Genomic DNA, 15,803 nt, shown 5'->3' with positions numbered 1-15,803 from the left:
AGACACCTCAGTGGTTCAGTTGAACCGAGGTGATGCTATCGCAGGCAAGCCAGCTCCCACACTTTTTGGATCGCTGGTGTTACTGACTCTGTATTACTTCTCGACGAACGCACGCTCGATCAAATAATCACCCGGCTCACGCATCCGTGGCGAAACTTTCAGGCCGAAGCTGTTCAACACTTCGCTGGTCTCATCCAACATGCTTGGGCTGCCGCACAGCATGGCGCGGTCGTCCTCGGGGTTGATCGGTGGCAGGCCGATGTCGCTGAACAGTTTGCCGCTGCGCATCAGGTCGGTCAGGCGACCTTCGTTTTCGAACGGCTCGCGGGTCACGGTCGGGTAGTAGATCAACTTGTCACGCAAGGCCTCACCGAAGAACTCGTTCTGCGGCAGGTGCTCGGTGATGAATTCGCGGTAGGCGACTTCGTTGACGTAGCGCACGCCGTGGCACAGGATGACTTTTTCGAAACGCTCATAGGTCTCCGGGTCCTGGATCACGCTCATGAATGGAGCGAGGCCAGTACCGGTGCTGAGCAGGTACAGATGCTTGCCCGGCTTCAAATCGTCAAGCACCAGGGTGCCTGTCGGTTTTTTGCTGATGATGATCTCGTCGCCTTCCTTCAGATGCTGCAACTGGGAAGTGAGCGGGCCATCGGGCACCTTGATGCTGAAGAACTCCAGATGCTCTTCCCAGTTCGGGCTGGCAATGGAGTAAGCGCGCATGAGCGGGCGGCCGTTGGGCTGTTGCAGGCCGATCATCACGAACTGACCGTTCTCGAAGCGCAGGCCCGGATCGCGGGTGCACTTGAAGCTGAACAGAGTGTCGTTCCAGTGATGAACACTGAGGACACGCTCGTGGTTCATGTTGCTCATGTACGGGGGACTCCTGGAAATGGGTCTGCGCCAAAGGTAAGGATGCGCAATTGCACAGCATTCTAATGGCGGCGACAATATCTGTTAACTGGATTATTAAGATAAGGGTTATCGGTTATATCGATATGCGATTTACTCTCCGTCAACTGCAAGTTTTCGTCGCCGTCGCCCAGCAGGAAAGCGTCTCGCGCGCTGCTGGCCTTCTGGCCTTATCTCAATCCGCCGCCAGCACCTCAATCACCGAGCTGGAGCGTCAATCCAGCTGTCAATTATTCGACCGCGCCGGTAAACGCCTGAGCCTCAACGCCCTCGGTCACCAGCTGTTGCCCCAGGCGGTGGCATTGCTGGACCAGGCCAAGGAGATCGAAGACCTGCTCAACGGCAAGTCAGGCTTCGGTTCCCTGGCGGTCGGCGCCACGCTGACCATAGGCAATTACCTGGCGACACTGCTGATTGGCAGCTTTATGCAGCAACACCCCGAGAGCCAGGTAAAGCTGCATGTGCAGAACACTGCCCATATCGTGCATCAGGTTGCCCACTACGAAATTGACCTGGGTCTAATTGAAGGCGACTGCAGCCACCCGGATATCGAGGTGCAGACCTGGGTAGAAGATGAGCTGGTGGTGTTCTGTGCGCCCCAGCATCATTTGGCCAAGCGTGGCGTGGCCACCATGGACGAGTTGACCCACGAAGCGTGGATCCTGCGGGAACAGGGCTCGGGCACGCGACTGACCTTTGATCAGGCAATGCGTCATCACCGCAGCGCGCTGAATATCCGCCTGGAGCTGGAACACACCGAGGCGATCAAACGGGCAGTGGAGTCGGGCTTGGGGATTGGCTGCATTTCGCGGCTGGCGCTGCGCGATGCCTTCCGCCGTGGCAGCCTGGTGCCGGTAGAAACCCCGGACCTGGACCTGGCCCGGCAGTTCTACTTCATCTGGCACAAGCAGAAGTACCAGACCTCGGCGATGCGCGAGTTTCTCGAACTGTGCCGCGCCTTCACCGCTGGGGTGCAGCGCAGCGACGAGATCGTGCTGCCGAGTATCGCGTGATCGTCAGATCAGGATCACCGCCCATACCAGTGTGATCATGGTCAGTGCCACGAATTGCGCGGCGCTGCCCATGTCCTTGGCGTTTTTCGACAGCGGGTGGCGGTCCAGGGAAATACGGTCAATGGCCGCTTCTACCGCTGAGTTAAGCAATTCGACGATCAGCGCCAACAAACACACTGCAATCAGCAGCGCCCGTTCAACCCGGCTGACCTGCAGGAAAAAGCTCACGGGAATCAGGATGACATTCAGCAATACCAGTTGGCGGAATGCCGCCTCGCCAGTGAAAGCCGCACGCAGGCCATCCAGGGAATAGCCCCCTGCATTGAAGATACGTTTGATACCGGTTTGACCCTTGAAAGGCGACATAGATGTAGGCAACTGAACCAAAGAAGTGGGGAAGCTAGATCACGCAAAGTCAAAAAAGCGTGAAGCGGCTGTAACTTAATGTTGCGAGATGGACTCGAGTTGCTGCAAAAGCAACGCCGCCTGAGTGCGCGTACGCACGCCCAACTTACGGAAAATCGCCGTAACGTGGGCCTTGATGGTCGCTTCCGACACACTCAATTCGTAAGCAATCTGCTTGTTCAACAACCCTTCGCAGACCATGGTCAATACTCGGAACTGCTGGGGCGTCAAGCTGGCCAGGCCATCGCGGGCGGCCTTGGCTTCATCGGACACATTGATTTCTTCAAACGCCTGGGGTGGCCAGGACACATCGCCGTCCAACACCGTGCGCACGGCTTTCTGGATATCCTCCATCGCGCTGGACTTGGGAATGAAGCCGCTGGCGCCAAACTCTTTGGAGCGCACCACCACGTCGGCTTCTTCCTGGGCCGACACCATCACCACGGGGATCTGCGGGTATTGGCCGCGCAGCAGCACCAGCCCGGAGAAACCGTACGCGCCCGGCATGTTCAGGTCGAGCAACACCAGATCCCAGTCGGATTTTTCAGTCAGGCGGGCTTCCAGTTCGGCAATGCTGGCCACTTCGACCAGACGTACATCGGGGCCAAGGCCCAGGGTTACGGCCTGATGCAGTGCGCTGCGAAACAGCGGGTGGTCATCGGCAATCAGGATTTCGTATGTGGCCATTGGTTAAATGATCCTGTTTTTTATGGGAGCCCTGATGGGTTCAGGGTTCACCAATACACGAGGCGACGGCCAGGCAGCGATCGCCACAGGGCCCGCTCAACGTCAAAAACACATGAAACGACGTCGATAATTCACGGTTGCGCCCAATCGGCGCACAGCATGCCCAGCGTAGCCTGGAGGGTCAAGCACTACGCCCGTGGGGATTTTAGCGGGTTGCGGGCTTACAGTGCCATCATGCAAACGTCGTCTGGTTATCCCGCCGGGATGTAGGGTGCAAGGCGGGTATGCACGGTGTCCTCCGCATCCAATGACAGTTGGAATTTGGCAGCCAGGTAATGGGTGCTGAACACATCAAGGTAGGCATCCAGCACTTCGCTGGCGGCCAGGTCATCGGCCAGCTCCAGGCACAGCGCCGCCACCTCGGCGGTGCAGAAATGGTCATCGCGCTTGGAGCGCCGTAGTTTGTAGCGTGACAACTGTTCGGGCGCCAGGCTCAGCACCGGTAAATGTTCCAGATAGGGACTTTTGCGAAACATCTTGCGCGCTTCGCTCCAGGTGCCGTCCAACAGGATGAACAGTGGGCGCTTGCCCTCCTCCACGCGCACTTCACTGACCACCCGTTGCGGCGCCACGAATTCACCGGGAAATACGATGTAGGGTTGCCACTGCGGGTCGGCCAGCAACCTGAGCAACTCGGGGTCGACTTCGGTACGCGACCAGGCAAACGCGGTGGTGTCGTGTATGACATCGGCGATCAGCCAGCCCGTGTTACTGGGCTTCATCGGTTCAACGTCATGCATCAACAGGCACATGGCGGACTTGGCTTCTACCTGAGGCCGCCAGGCACACAGGCAGTACTCAGGAATGACCCGACAGCCGGGACAGCGCTCAGCACGGGAACCCCGATTGAGAAACGGCCTGACGGCACGCGCCAGACGCTGGGTACGCAAACGGGAGACGGCGTGACTCATCGGGCACGCGGCGAAGTAGAAGAAATCGACACGGAACAAACTCGTGAAAAACAGAAGTCCCGCAGTTTACCAGCGATACGCCTGGCTGTAGTGGCAAGGGCTCACCTATAATTGCGCGCCACTGAACGCACAGCCCAGTGGCTGGTCTATGCACCAGTAACCGAATCAGGAGAGTTTCATGCTGCGTTCCATGCTGCGCCTTGTTGCCCCATCCGTCGCCCTTGCGCTGGTCTTGCCTATGGGCGCCCACGCGGCCTCGCTGCTGGAGGCTCAAATGAACAAGAAGCTGCAAAGCGTCGCGGCCGAAAGCAACAAGGACCTGCCCCGGGAAATCGACGAAAAAACCCTGGAAGTCGCCTACACCGTTGAAGGGATGCAACTGATCGATCACCTCAGCGTGTTGCCTGACCGTGCCGAACAGATGCGCGCCAACCCCAAGGCTGTGTATTTCCAGCTGGGCCGCAGTGTATGCACCAACCCGGGCTACCGCGAGCTGATGGCCAAGGGCGCAGTGATGCGCTATGAAATCACCGAGAACAAGACCAATCGCCCGGTGGCCTCGGTCAAGTTCGCAGAGGCCGATTGCCCGGCTCCGACGAAGAAGAAAAAGTAACCTTTGCTTGCCCCTCCCGCGCCGCTGCCCAGCGGCGCGCACGCCCCCGCTGCGTTTGCTGTCAACGACTAAACTGCCTAATGAGCCATCAATAAGCGGTTGCCAGCCAAGGGTTTTTCGGCCCATGATCAGCGCATCCCAGATGCCCGCCCACCACAGTTTTTAACGCTGTTCTGTCACATTTTCAGGGCAAAAAAGGCCTGCCCTCCTGCGGCATGCCGCGACACAAGCAGTGTCGTGGCCCAGGCGACGTTCTCGTCGACTACCCAGGCCCTGTAGAGAAGGAGAAATTGAATGCCTTATGAATCGAATGATTTGTTGCTTCGTCATTTTGAAGAAAACGGGACCGACCTCACCCAGCAGGTCGACGCACAAATTCAGTTGATCGCCCCCAACAGCCCGAATATCTCCCTTTATCGAGACATGATCCTCACCGTCCTGCGCATGGCCCAGGACGACCGTGATCGCTGGAACGCCAAGATCACCCTGCGGGCCATCCGCGAACTGGACCATGCCTTTCGGGTGCTCGAACAATTCAAGGGCCGGCGCAAAGTCACGGTATTCGGCTCGGCGCGTACGCCAGTGGAAAGCCCGCTGTATGCGCTAGCCCGAGAGGTAGGTGCGGCGTTGGCACGGTCCGACCTGATGGTCATCACCGGTGGCGGTGGCGGCATCATGGCCGCGGCCCACGAAGGTGCGGGCCTGGAGCACAGCCTGGGGTTCAATATCACCCTGCCCTTTGAACAGCATGCCAACCCAACCATTGATGGCACCGACAACCTGCTGTCATTCCACTTCTTCTTTACCCGTAAGCTGTTCTTCGTCAAGGAAGCCGACGCGCTGGTGTTGTGCCCTGGCGGTTTCGGCACCCTCGACGAGGCATTGGAAGTGCTGACCCTGATCCAGACCGGCAAGAGCCCACTGGTGCCGGTAGTGCTACTGGATGCGCCGGGCGGTGGGTTCTGGCAAGGCGCCCTGGATTTCATCCGCAGTCAGTTGGAAGCCAATCGCTATATCCTGCCCACCGACCTCAAACTGGTCCGCCTGGTCTACAGCGCCGAAGAGGCCGTAGACGAAATCAACCAGTTCTACGCCAACTTCCACTCCACCCGCTGGCTTAAGCGTGAGTTTGTGGTGCGCATGAATCATCCCCTGAGTGAGCGCGCCCTCGCCCATATGCAGCAAGCGTTTGCCAGCCTGCGGCTCAGTGGCGAATTCCAGCAACTCGCCTATACGGGCGAAGACCATGACGAACCGAGATTCAGCCATTTGACGCGCCTGGTGTTCAATTTCAACGGTCGCGATCAGGGGCGATTGCGGGAGTTGGTGGATTACATCAACCTGCCGGAGAACTGGGCAGAGGCTCAGGGCAAGGCCCAGCAACGGATGACGCCAGAGACAGCGTGATTTTTTGCAGGCAAAAAAAAAGGCCCACTATTTTCATAGTGGGCCTTTTGTTTTTTGGCGTTCAGTCGTCCATATCCCGGCCGCTCAACAAGCGGCTGATCATGTCCATCGAAAACCCGCGATAACTCAAGAAGCGACCTTGCTTCGCACGTTCTTTGGCATCAATCGGAAGATGCCCCGCAAATTTGCGACGCCAGGTGTCTTCCAACTGCGACTGCCAATTGATACCGCACTCACGTAGCGCAAGGTCAATATCGGCACGTTGCAGTCCACGTTGGCTTAACTCCTCGCGAATCCGCGCAGGGCCGTAACCGGAACGTGCGCGGTAAGACACAAAGCTTTCAAGGTAACGGGCTTCCGACAACAGCCCTTCTTCCGTTAACCGGTCGAGGGCTGTTTCGATCATCTCTGGCTCTGCGCCGCGCTGACGCAACTTACGTGTCAGCTCGACTCGACCATGCTCGCGGCGAGCGAGCAGGTCCATCGCAGTGCGCCGAACGGCGACGAGTGTATCCAGTACAACAGTCATCGTTTGCTTCAGACGTCAGTGTCGGCTTCTTCCATTTCATCTACCGGCTCGCGGTTGGCAGCCGCTTTCACGTCCGGCGCTGCGGTCAGAAGCTTGTCGCGGATCTGCTTCTCAAGCGTGGCAGCGATATCCGGATTGTCTGCCAGGAACTTGGCCGAGTTGGCCTTGCCCTGACCGATCTTGCTGCCGTTGTAGGCATACCAGGCACCGGACTTCTCGACAAAACCGTGCAGTACGCCCAGGTCGATCATCTCGCCGTTCAGGTAGATACCCTTGCCGTAGAGAATCTGGAACTCAGCCTGACGGAATGGCGGGGCCACTTTGTTCTTCACGACCTTGACGCGGGTTTCGCTACCGACAACCTCGTCACCTTCCTTCACCGCGCCAGTACGACGGATATCCAGACGGACCGAAGCGTAGAACTTCAGCGCGTTACCACCGGTGGTGGTTTCCGGGCTGCCGAACATCACGCCGATCTTCATACGGATCTGGTTGATGAAGATCACCAGGCAGTTGGCGTTCTTGATGTTACCGGTAATTTTACGCAGCGCCTGGGACATCAGGCGGGCTTGCAGGCCCACGTGCATGTCGCCCATTTCGCCTTCGATTTCAGCCTTGGGCACCAGGGCCGCCACGGAGTCGACCACGATCACGTCGATGGCGTTGGAGCGCACCAGCATGTCGGTGATTTCCAGGGCTTGCTCGCCGGTGTCCGGCTGGGAAACCAGCAGGTCATCGACGTTGACGCCCAGCTTGCCGGCGTATTCAGGATCCAGGGCGTGCTCGGCGTCGACGAACGCGCAGGTAGCGCCCATCTTTTGCGCCTGGGCAATCACCGACAGGGTCAGGGTGGTTTTACCGGAAGATTCAGGACCGTAGATTTCAACGATACGGCCTTTTGGCAGGCCACCAATGCCGAGCGCGATGTCCAGGCCCAGAGAGCCAGTGGAAATAGCCGGGATCGCCTGACGGTCGTGATCGCCCATACGCATTACGGCACCCTTGCCGAATTGACGTTCGATCTGACCCAGGGCCGCAGCCAAGGCTTTCTTCTTGTTGTCGTCCATTAAAGTCCTCACGTAATCAATAAGGCCTGACGGCCAACACCTGTATAAGTAGACAGTATTGTTCCACAAAGATCGGTGATCGCCTACCCCTGATTGTCTATTTCTGCTGCAGCTCGTCGCAACAAGCCCTCCAGCGCGGCTTTTACCGTTTGTCGGCGGACCTCGTCGCGGTTGCCGGGGAAGTGCGCAAGCTCGGCGGTCACCTCGTCGCCCACGGCAAAGGCCAGCCAAACGGTGCCCACCGGCTTGTCCGGCGAACCGCCATCGGGGCCGGCCACACCGCTGACCGCCACGGCAAATCGCGCCAGGCTTTTTTCCTGCGCACCGCGGGCCATCGCCTCCACCACTTCCTGGCTGACAGCCCCGACCTTGACGAACAGTTTTTCCGGCACATTCAACTGTCGGGTCTTCTGCCGGTTGGAATAGGTGACATAGCCCGCCTCGAACCAGGCCGAGCTGCCCGGAATTCGCGTGATGGCTTCGGCAATGCCGCCGCCGGTACAGGACTCGGCAGTGGTCACGTGGGCACTGAGCACCTGCAAACGGCGCCCCAGTTCGGCAGCCAGTTGAGTGATTTCCTTCACGGTCGTCTCCAGGAGTGGGCGGGGGTTCGCCTACCCTACAGGAGCCTATCGGCCATGCAAGGTACAGAGTGCATCAAGAGGCTAATGCGCGACGGCCTGCACCTGCCACACATGCGCCATGAGCAGGCGCGCACCGATCAGGCGAAACGCACCTAAGAAACGCAGAGCACCGCCTTCGCCCGCGCCCACAACTGCAAACGGTCGTCCAGGCCATTGAGGCCGCCGTTGATCCGACGGGTGATGGTGGTGAACTGATCGTTGTCGGCAAGTTCGTTAAGGCCGTTGCTTTGCCAGAACCAGGCGGCGGACTCGCAGGCCCATTGCGGTTGTTCCAGCAGTTGCGGCTGGAGCAGCAGGCGATCATCGCCGAACAGTGCTTGGCTGCACGCAAGGTAATTACGGCGGCCGGTTATCTGGATCAACCCTCTGCCGCGATACTTTTGTCCATCTCCGTCCGCTTCCGGGGTGTTGCCCAGGCGCGCGCCCAAGACGCCGGTGTCATATTTGCTCAAGTATTGATCACTGCCCAATTCGCGCACGTACTGCAACTGGGCAGACTCGTGGCCGATTTGGGCGAGGAAGGCGGCGACGCGACGGGCCGTATTGATCTGATGCCCCGCAAAGGCCGCATTTAGAAAGGTTAAAAAAATGCCCGCGCGAAGGCGGGCTCCAGGCATGACACCCAGAAGCTGAGCATGTGTGATTACCATGGGTTTTACTCTAAGGAAGGATCTACACCGACAAACCGCTGGCCTGGACCGTACTCCGATAGCCACCTTTTCGCTCGCCCCTGGATGTCACCGTTTTAATCGACCAGCGCCCTTGCATGAACCCCGGCCACGACTCATCCAGCAGCAACAGGCCTTCAGCAGCCAACGAAGGATTACCAGGGCAGACCACATCAATCTGCAACCCTTCGCGCCCCACCCGCCGCATCTCTCCCTGCGCCGCCGAGCGTGCTTCGTCCTCGCTCTGGTAGCGCTGTGTCACCACTTTGAAGGGTGCGATGCCCACCTTGACGACACGCTGTTTTCCGGCTGCCGCGTCCCACCATGACGTTTGCGCGCCGTTGTATTTGGCACGGCTGGTTTCGGTGAAACTGGCGCTGATGAACGCGCGGTCACCTGGGCGATTATCATGGGTGATCGACAACCGTACATCCGGCAATGCCTTGCCCGACAGCGTCTTGATCTGGCCTTTGCGCCCCAGTACATACAGCTCATCGACAGGCTTGGCCACCGCATCGAAGCGCTTGGCCAGGCGCGTCAGAAAAGCCATGTCGCTTTCATTGGTCTGATCGATGTGCGCGATCGGCTCACCGTCGAGTTCAGGCGCCACACGCGGTGAAAAACCGTATCGGGTGGTCAGTTGGCGAAACAGCGCACCCAGGGTTATCGGACCATGGCTGGCGGTGCGGCGCTGTTTGAATTCGTGCTCGTCGAACGGTGCCGCCGTGGCCACCAGCACCAGTCGCAATGGGAACATCGAGGGCGTGCGCTGGGTGATATTGAACACGCCCTTATCCACCAGGCCCGATTCCAGGTACCCAATACGCAGGCCAATTTTGCCGCCCAGATCGGGCAGCCCTTCAAGCCCCTCGATATCGAGGGTCAGCTTCAGTTGATCAGATACAAACCCCGCTGCGTCGGTATGTTCCCACTCCAAGAGCCGCTCGTTGAATAACGCGGCATTGGCTCCGTATAGCTCCACTACAGGTGTAAATCCGAGTGCCATGATGGCTCCTTAATCCCAGGCGGAAACCGGCCGGCTCGCAACTGGTTGCGCGTCCAATTCGGGCACCAGCACGCTGACGCCCGCCGGCAGTACCGCGCCCTGTTCGGCCAACTCCGGGTTCAAGCGCCACAACGCTTCTTCTGCGGCGTCGTCACTGCGCCCCAGTTCGCGGTAGAGCAACAGGTTCACCGAGTCGCCGGCAATACTTCGAACCCTACGCATTGACGAACTCCTCCAGTAACAATGTCCAATTGATCACCATGGCCGTCCCGTCGTCGATCACGCTGGCTTGTTTTTCACTGATCGACTGGATGGTCCATAGCCCCCAGTTACGCCCTAACCCGTCCACCAAAGGCAACGGCGCACGCAGGGCCTGCAGGGTGCGCAACTCATCCAGGCGCGCCATGCCATTGGCACGCGCAGCCTTGCCGCCCAATGCCAGCGTTTCGAGCCCCTGGCCGACCTGGCTGGATTTAGGTTTGCCGGCAATGATGTCGAGACTGACCCAGCCCCCGCTGCTACCACGATCAAGCGTGTCGTAGGCGAACCCACGGGACAGCCCGAAAATAAAAGTACCCAAGACCATCTGTTGTCGCATCACACAGCTCCATCGGTGAGTGCTGCGCCGCGTCGGGTCGCCAGCAGGTTGTCCATCGACAGCGGGGTAAATTGCGCTTCGATCTGTTGCACCACGAGCGCCGCCAGTTGTTGATGGCTGGCTTGCTCAGGCGCGGTGATGGTGATTTGCGGGGCGAAGTTGATTTGGCGGTTGTCGGCTTGAGGGGCGTTGAGGTTTTTGCTGACCTCTGTGGGGGATGGCAGGCGATCGCCCGCCCCCATCACTTTTTCAGCCAGCCACGCACCGACGTCACTGCCCACGAAAGTGCCCACGGCACCACCGACTACCTTACCGATTGCGCCCCCGGCGACGCCGCCCATCACACCGCCCAACACTGTGCCGGCACCCGGAACGACCGAACCGATAACAGCTCCCGCCAGCGTGCCGACCGCTCGGCCTATCGCCATCCCAGCCACATCACCGACGACACCGCCGGCAACACCGCCGCCGATAGAGCCCACGCTAGTGCCAACCGCTTGACCCAGGTTTCCGGTCATCGCGCCTTGCGTCATCTCGACACCGGCCTGGGCCACCACCAAACCCAGGGGGACCCCTTTGGCCAGCTTGCTCACCTTCGCCGCTTTGCCAGAGATGCCAGGGCCGGAAGCAGGCGGGCGATTACCGCTGTGCTCGTCATTGCTCGGGGCTTTGCGCTGGCTGTCCGGCGGTGTGGTTTTATTCCCTGCTGCCGGCCCCTCTCCGAGCACTTTCCCTGCGACCTTTTCGAAAATCTTGTCCTTCACGGCACCGAAAACACCAGAAACCACCGGGATCAGCACCGCCCCCGCCAGGGCGACGGCAGCGGCAGCCTTGGGCAGGCCTTCCGCGAGCCAAGCCACGCCACTGACCAGGCCGTTCATTGCGGTCAGCGAGGCATCTACAACGGGGGCAAGCGCTGTATCAGAGGCGGTGCTCAAGCGTGTGGTACTGGCCTCGTAGGCTTGCCGACGCGCGTAAGTAGAGTCCGCACGAACCGCGGCCGAACGCAGCACCGAACCTTGGTCGCCCAGCGTCGAAGTGGCGTAGGTGGATTTTTCTGCGACCAGCGAAAAGGCCTGTTTCACGCTGTCGATCACCGGTACCAGGCTCAGAATCGTCTGGTTGCCGTCGAACAACTGCGTCGCCAGCACCGCCTGCCTTTCGGCAGGTTGCGACTTGAGCGCCTCCAGCACCGTAAGCACGGCCTGTGGGGCGTCCTGTTTCATGCCCGCCGCGAGTACTTTTGGATCAAGCTTGAGCTCTGCCCAGGCACTGCGTTGCCCTGCAGAGGCGTTGTCGCCTTTAGCCAGGACGGTGCTGATTTTTTCCAGCCCGGCACCAGCAACAGCCTTGCTGTTACCTGCGCTCAACAACGCCGCCGAAAGCGCTGCAGCCTGTTCGGGACTCATGCCCGCAGCCTTCGCGGCAGCGCCCTGGAGTTGCACAACAGCGCCGATATCCGCCGATTCGGCCTTGAGCGATACCTGGGTGCCCAGCACGTTTGTTGCGTCGGCAAGGTCCAAGGCTTGTGCGCGATCAAGGTGCATTGACTCGCGCCAGCCGCCCATGATTTCGCCGGCATTTTTGACGTCGATCTTGAACGCCGTCGCCATGATCGCAGCGTCGCGAGCGAACTGCTGCAGGTCTGCCCGGCGCCCAACGGGGTCGATATTGCCCGAAGCGTCCTTACGATCACTGCCGATACCGGAACGGGCGGCGGCATACTCGACCTTCGCGAGGTCGACGGCATTGGCACCACTGGCAGCTACCACCGGCTCGGACGCCATGGCAAGGTTGGCTTCACGCAATGCCTTGCGCTCATGCCGGGCAAACATCAACAGTTGATCAATATCAGTCATCGCGGCGTCCAGCGCCTGCGAGGGTGTACGCTTGTCTGTAGCCGCGACGGTCTTCGTGCCCTCTGCGTTCCCGGCAGTTTGAGCTTGCCGGGCGTCCATCACCTTGAGCAACGAGACGTTGAACAGCTCCAGCGTATCGACCAACCGTACCTGCCCGTCCGCCAGATGCTTGATCTGCAAGCTGGCATCGGCCAATGCCAGGGCCAAACTCGCCGCACTCCCCGGGGCCACCTCAAGCGGGCTCGGCAGCGCTTGAGTGATAGGTTTGAGACTGGCCTGCATTCCTGCCATCTGAAGGGCGCCCTGAGTCATCACGCCGTCCTTGGCAATGGCTGACCCTGCTCCATGATTACTATCTGCCATTGCGCTCTACTCCTGTTTGACGCCAAGACGACTGATTGCGATGTCGTAGCGGCGCAATGCTTTGCCGGCTTCCCAATCGAGGATTTCCGCTTCGTTCACCGAGTAAACCAGCGGCACTACATCGAGAATCACTTCGATGTCGCGCTCCGAAAGAAGTCCGCCGGTTTGTTTAAAAAATCGTCGATGCGCTCCTGCAGCTCGGTCCAGTCGGGCACGGTCAGGCCGGCAAGATCGGGAATCATCAGGCCCGTGCAATGGGCGGTGATGAACTCGGCGCGCTCTTTGTTAGTGGCGAGTTTTTTCATCACCTTGGTAGCGCGCAGGGCGGGCATTTCCAGGGGCAGTTCCGACAGGTTTCGGCCGGCGGCTTCCAGGGGTAATAGCAGGTGGACAGGCTGGTCGTGGGTCGTCACGTCCTGTTCTTTCAGGAAGAACGAGGCCGGGCGTGTCGACATTTCGTGTACGTACTGCGCAATGCTCACGTAGTCCGGGCGCTTGAGTTGGTCGAGCTCTTTTTCCGACAGGCCGGTGGCGAGTTTCGCCAGTTCGAAGAACTGGTCGTCCTCGTCATCACCGGCCCGGGCCAGCGCGTCTTTTTGCGCGGCATAGAACAACGGTTTGAGTTGAACCTGCTCGATCATTGCACCGGTGTCGGCGGTGATCGGGGACAGCAGGATGTGCAACGGTGGCATCCAGGCCATGGGGAATTCCTTGTTGAGCGGTGTTGAAAAGTGCAAAAAATCTAAACCTGAGCACGGCCCCTGCGGGAGCTGGCTTGCCTGCGATGGCATCCACTCGATGCTCCAGAGATACCGAGTCGCCTGCATCGCAGGCAAGCCAGCTCCCACCTTGACCGTGCTCGCTTCAGATTGCGCCGGCCCTTAAGGCATCAGCACGGCGCGGCGGGCATCGCCAAGGATGTCGACGCCGTTGAGCACGAACTTCTGGGTGCGCACATCGATATCGATCACCGAAATGCCATTTTCCAGACGGTTGTAGGTACGGCAGGACAGCTCCAGCGTGGTGGTGGCCTTGTCGCCCATTTTCAGCTTCGCCTCCTCCAGGGATTTGAGCTTGCCGCCCACGGTGTGGTAGGTGAAATAGGTCTTGCCGTCTTGATCCTGGCCGGCTTCACGCACGTTCAGCAAAATGTCGTCGCCCATGCGCACGCCCAGGGCCAGCATGATTTGCGGGCCGGCACCTTGCAGCACCAGCTTGGCATTGAGCACCTTGCCGCTCTTGGCCATTTCCTCGGCGATAAAGCGCCCGCCGGACATGGCCTCCATGTCGAACTCGATCTTCGGCGGGGTGAATTCTTCCACGGTTGCGGACAACGGCAGGCCTTGAAGGGTGGCCGCAATGGCCTGTCTGACTCGGTTGGTAAACATTAGAGAACGTCCTCCAGGAACTGCTCGATGATTTCATCGCGGGCGTTGAGTTGATAAACCATGTGTTCGTTCGGCGCGTAGCGGCCGTAGTCGATGACGATGAACCAGGTACCGTTCTTGTACTTCTCGACGCTGTTCAGTTCCGGGTGCAGGTACACGCTGCCGCCGGGGATGGTTTCGTCGGCCACCAGGGTTTGCAGCCAGTCGTTGATACGCTTGACCTCCTGGTCCATGAAGGACTTGGTGAGGTTCTTGGCCATGGCTTTCTGGCCGGCCTTGACCAGCTTGCGGCTGATGGCATCTTCCAGGCCGACGTAGCTGATGAACTTGCCGGTGATGGAGCGGTTGCCCAACAGCGAGAAGCCGCCGAGGATGGTGCGGGCGTAGTAGCTCACGCCGTAGCGGTTGAGCAGGTCGCCTTCGGTGGAGGTGTCGAGGATGTTGTACTCGACCACGCGGGAAACGTCCTCGGCGAAGGTCACCTGGTTACCTGGACTCTCCCACTGCTTGACCTTGGCCAATGCGGCGATGGCCAGCGAGGATGGCGACAGGAACACGTTCTTCTTCGCGGCTTTGGAGTACACCGACGGCATGTTGTGCACCAGCAGGCAACGGTCGAAGCCGAGGTCGGCCCCGCCCAGTTCGCCGCTGTAGGTCACTTGGTCGGCAACGGACGCGTCCTTGCCATCCAGTACCACACGGGCCTTGATGCGCTTGCCGAAGGAGGCGAACTCACCAGCCACGGCCTTGGTGCCGGTAAAGCCTGGAGCGCCGATGATGGTCAGGTCTTCAGGCACGCTGCTCAGGGCCGCCAGGCCCAGCTTGCGACCGGTGACCGGGTCGTTGCCGCCGATCACATTATTGATCGTATCGGCCGGGGTGGCGCCCTCTTCGACGATCACGACATAGACCGGCACCTTGACCACTTTGAGGATCTGGTACACCGCCTGGAACAAGGTGCCCGACTCAGTGCCGGTAGGGTCCAGCAGCGCCTGGGCGGTGAAGCTGTTGATGCGAAACGGCGCGTTTTTGGGGATCGACGCATGGGCATTCGGCGCAGTGCCGACCAGGCCGATGACGTTATCGCCAAGGCCACCCATGGCCTCGGGGGATTCAGTGGCATTCACAGTGATGCCGTTGTGCTCGAAGTTCAGGACTTCTGCCATGGTTATTCAGCCTTCTTGGGGGTGGAGTTGAGGACGCTGGTCAGTTCCAGACGGCCGGCGGTGCGCAGGGCGGATGCTTCGACGTCGAGCAGTTCCAGCTCCTCACCGGCGGTAGACCAATGGCCGTTGCCGATGGGGAATGGGATGAGGACGGTGTAGGTTTGGCGGGTGGGCATGGGTGGAAATCTCCGGGTGGGAAATGCAAAAGCCCCTGCGGGGAGGGGCTTTGGGGAGGCGAAAAAAAACCGCTTTCGCGGTAATCAGTTATTTCAGGAAATCGGGTTTGGATGGCCAGAGCACTGCGTCTGGATCTTCTCCCTGATCTGGAATATCACGCAGTTTTTTACGATACTCAGCGAATATGAGCTTATGGGTTTCGAGCATCGGATAGTCTGGCATTGCAGCATAATCACTCGCCGACAAGTCTTGATCCCTTGCCTTACGGATCATTTCCCACTTGATAATCGGATGAAGTTCAGCAGGTACAAATAGCGGTTTCATATTTTC

21 protein-coding genes are annotated in these 15,803 nt (G+C 59.5%); 3 read left to right on the top strand and 18 right to left on the bottom strand.

Translation table 11 applies throughout. From position 1 onward, the window contains the following. Positions 1–93: 93 nt before the first annotated feature. Positions 94–873: a ferredoxin-NADP reductase gene (fpr, locus tag JMV15_RS01785; RefSeq protein WP_003189055.1), complete on the bottom strand. Its 780-nt coding sequence runs from the start codon at positions 871–873 to the stop codon at positions 94–96. Positions 874–998: 125 nt separating this feature from the next. Here fpr and JMV15_RS01780 point away from each other — a divergent pair, with 125 nt between their 5' ends. Further along, positions 999–1,925, top strand: coding sequence for a LysR family transcriptional regulator (locus JMV15_RS01780; protein WP_003189054.1), 927 nt, complete (start codon positions 999–1,001; stop codon positions 1,923–1,925). Between the two features lie 3 nt (positions 1,926–1,928). On the opposite strand, the gene JMV15_RS01775 is transcribed toward JMV15_RS01780, so the two are convergent. The 3 genes from JMV15_RS01775 to JMV15_RS01765 form a co-directional block, all read right to left on the bottom strand. Next, a complete protein-coding gene (locus tag JMV15_RS01775; RefSeq protein WP_019817716.1) occupies positions 1,929–2,291 on the bottom strand; it encodes a diacylglycerol kinase in 363 nt (120 codons plus the stop codon). Positions 2,292–2,366: 75 nt separating this feature from the next. Beyond that, entirely contained in the window at positions 2,367–3,017 is a 651-nt protein-coding gene (gene erdR / locus JMV15_RS01770; RefSeq protein WP_003189050.1) for a response regulator transcription factor ErdR, read from the bottom strand. A 251-nt stretch (positions 3,018–3,268) separates the two neighbouring features. Further along, entirely contained in the window at positions 3,269–3,988 is a 720-nt protein-coding gene (locus tag JMV15_RS01765; RefSeq protein WP_014717180.1) for a tRNA-uridine aminocarboxypropyltransferase, read from the bottom strand. A gap of 178 nt (positions 3,989–4,166) precedes the next feature. Between JMV15_RS01765 and JMV15_RS01760 the strand changes: the two genes are divergently transcribed. Together JMV15_RS01760 and JMV15_RS01755 are read left to right on the top strand one after the other, a co-directional pair. Further along, positions 4,167–4,601, top strand: coding sequence for a PA3611 family quorum-sensing-regulated virulence factor (locus JMV15_RS01760; protein WP_014717179.1), 435 nt, complete (start codon positions 4,167–4,169; stop codon positions 4,599–4,601). 294 nt (positions 4,602–4,895) lie between these two features. Next, positions 4,896–6,008 carry an LOG family protein gene (locus JMV15_RS01755; RefSeq protein ID WP_014717178.1) on the top strand — a complete coding sequence of 371 codons (1,113 nt, stop codon included), beginning with the start codon at positions 4,896–4,898 and terminating at the stop codon, positions 6,006–6,008. A gap of 61 nt (positions 6,009–6,069) precedes the next feature. Here the strand turns inward: JMV15_RS01755 and recX are convergent, their stop codons facing one another. From recX to JMV15_RS01690, 14 genes are all read right to left on the bottom strand, one after another. Further along, entirely contained in the window at positions 6,070–6,537 is a 468-nt protein-coding gene (recX, locus tag JMV15_RS01750; RefSeq protein ID WP_014717177.1) for a recombination regulator RecX, read from the bottom strand. Between the two features lie 8 nt (positions 6,538–6,545). After that, positions 6,546–7,604, bottom strand: a complete 1,059-nt coding sequence (gene recA, locus JMV15_RS01745; protein ID WP_014717176.1) for a recombinase RecA — start codon at positions 7,602–7,604, stop codon at positions 6,546–6,548. An 83-nt stretch (positions 7,605–7,687) separates the two neighbouring features. Next, positions 7,688–8,188 (bottom strand): CinA family protein, encoded by a 501-nt coding sequence (locus tag JMV15_RS01740; protein WP_014717175.1) that lies wholly within the window; start codon positions 8,186–8,188, stop codon positions 7,688–7,690. Between the two features lie 152 nt (positions 8,189–8,340). Next, complete coding sequence (locus tag JMV15_RS01735; RefSeq protein WP_014717174.1) at positions 8,341–8,898, bottom strand: glycoside hydrolase family 19 protein; 558 nt, start codon at positions 8,896–8,898, stop codon at positions 8,341–8,343. Positions 8,899–8,920: 22 nt separating this feature from the next. Then, a complete protein-coding gene (locus tag JMV15_RS01730) occupies positions 8,921–9,922 on the bottom strand; it encodes a contractile injection system protein, VgrG/Pvc8 family (protein ID WP_032872893.1) in 1,002 nt (333 codons plus the stop codon). 9 nt (positions 9,923–9,931) lie between these two features. Beyond that, positions 9,932–10,144: a tail protein X gene (locus JMV15_RS01725; RefSeq protein WP_014717172.1), complete on the bottom strand. Its 213-nt coding sequence runs from the start codon at positions 10,142–10,144 to the stop codon at positions 9,932–9,934. Then, complete coding sequence (locus tag JMV15_RS01720) at positions 10,137–10,520, bottom strand: phage tail protein (RefSeq protein ID WP_014717171.1); 384 nt, start codon at positions 10,518–10,520, stop codon at positions 10,137–10,139. The genes JMV15_RS01725 and JMV15_RS01720 overlap by 8 nt, the downstream gene beginning before the upstream one ends. Then, the gene (locus tag JMV15_RS01715) at positions 10,520–12,742 is read right to left on the bottom strand and encodes a phage tail tape measure protein (RefSeq protein ID WP_038449089.1); all 2,223 of its coding nucleotides are present in this window, start codon (positions 12,740–12,742) and stop codon (positions 10,520–10,522) included. The genes JMV15_RS01720 and JMV15_RS01715 overlap by 1 nt, the downstream gene beginning before the upstream one ends. A gap of 6 nt (positions 12,743–12,748) precedes the next feature. Continuing rightward, positions 12,749–12,874 carry a hypothetical protein gene (locus tag JMV15_RS28545; protein WP_014717169.1) on the bottom strand — a complete coding sequence of 42 codons (126 nt, stop codon included), beginning with the start codon at positions 12,872–12,874 and terminating at the stop codon, positions 12,749–12,751. Further along, entirely contained in the window at positions 12,871–13,443 is a 573-nt protein-coding gene (locus tag JMV15_RS01710) for a phage tail assembly protein (protein ID WP_014717168.1), read from the bottom strand. Before JMV15_RS01710 ends, JMV15_RS28545 begins: the two co-directional genes overlap by 4 nt. Before the next feature lie 180 nt (positions 13,444–13,623). Continuing rightward, on the bottom strand, positions 13,624–14,130 hold the full coding sequence (locus JMV15_RS01705; protein WP_014717167.1) for a phage major tail tube protein: 507 nt from the start codon (positions 14,128–14,130) through the stop codon (positions 13,624–13,626). Beyond that, positions 14,130–15,296: a phage tail sheath protein gene (locus JMV15_RS01700; protein WP_014717166.1), complete on the bottom strand. Its 1,167-nt coding sequence runs from the start codon at positions 15,294–15,296 to the stop codon at positions 14,130–14,132. Before JMV15_RS01700 ends, JMV15_RS01705 begins: the two co-directional genes overlap by 1 nt. Positions 15,297–15,298: 2 nt before the next feature. Further along, positions 15,299–15,472, bottom strand: coding sequence for a hypothetical protein (locus tag JMV15_RS01695; RefSeq protein ID WP_003189022.1), 174 nt, complete (start codon positions 15,470–15,472; stop codon positions 15,299–15,301). An 88-nt stretch (positions 15,473–15,560) separates the two neighbouring features. After that, positions 15,561–15,797, bottom strand: coding sequence for a phage tail assembly chaperone (locus tag JMV15_RS01690; protein WP_014717165.1), 237 nt, complete (start codon positions 15,795–15,797; stop codon positions 15,561–15,563). Positions 15,798–15,803 lie beyond the last annotated feature (6 nt).

It is taken from the genome of Pseudomonas paracarnis, assembly GCF_904063055.1.
Lineage (GTDB): Bacteria > Pseudomonadota > Gammaproteobacteria > Pseudomonadales > Pseudomonadaceae > Aquipseudomonas > Aquipseudomonas paracarnis.
This window is presented reverse-complemented; position numbering and strand designations above follow the sequence as displayed.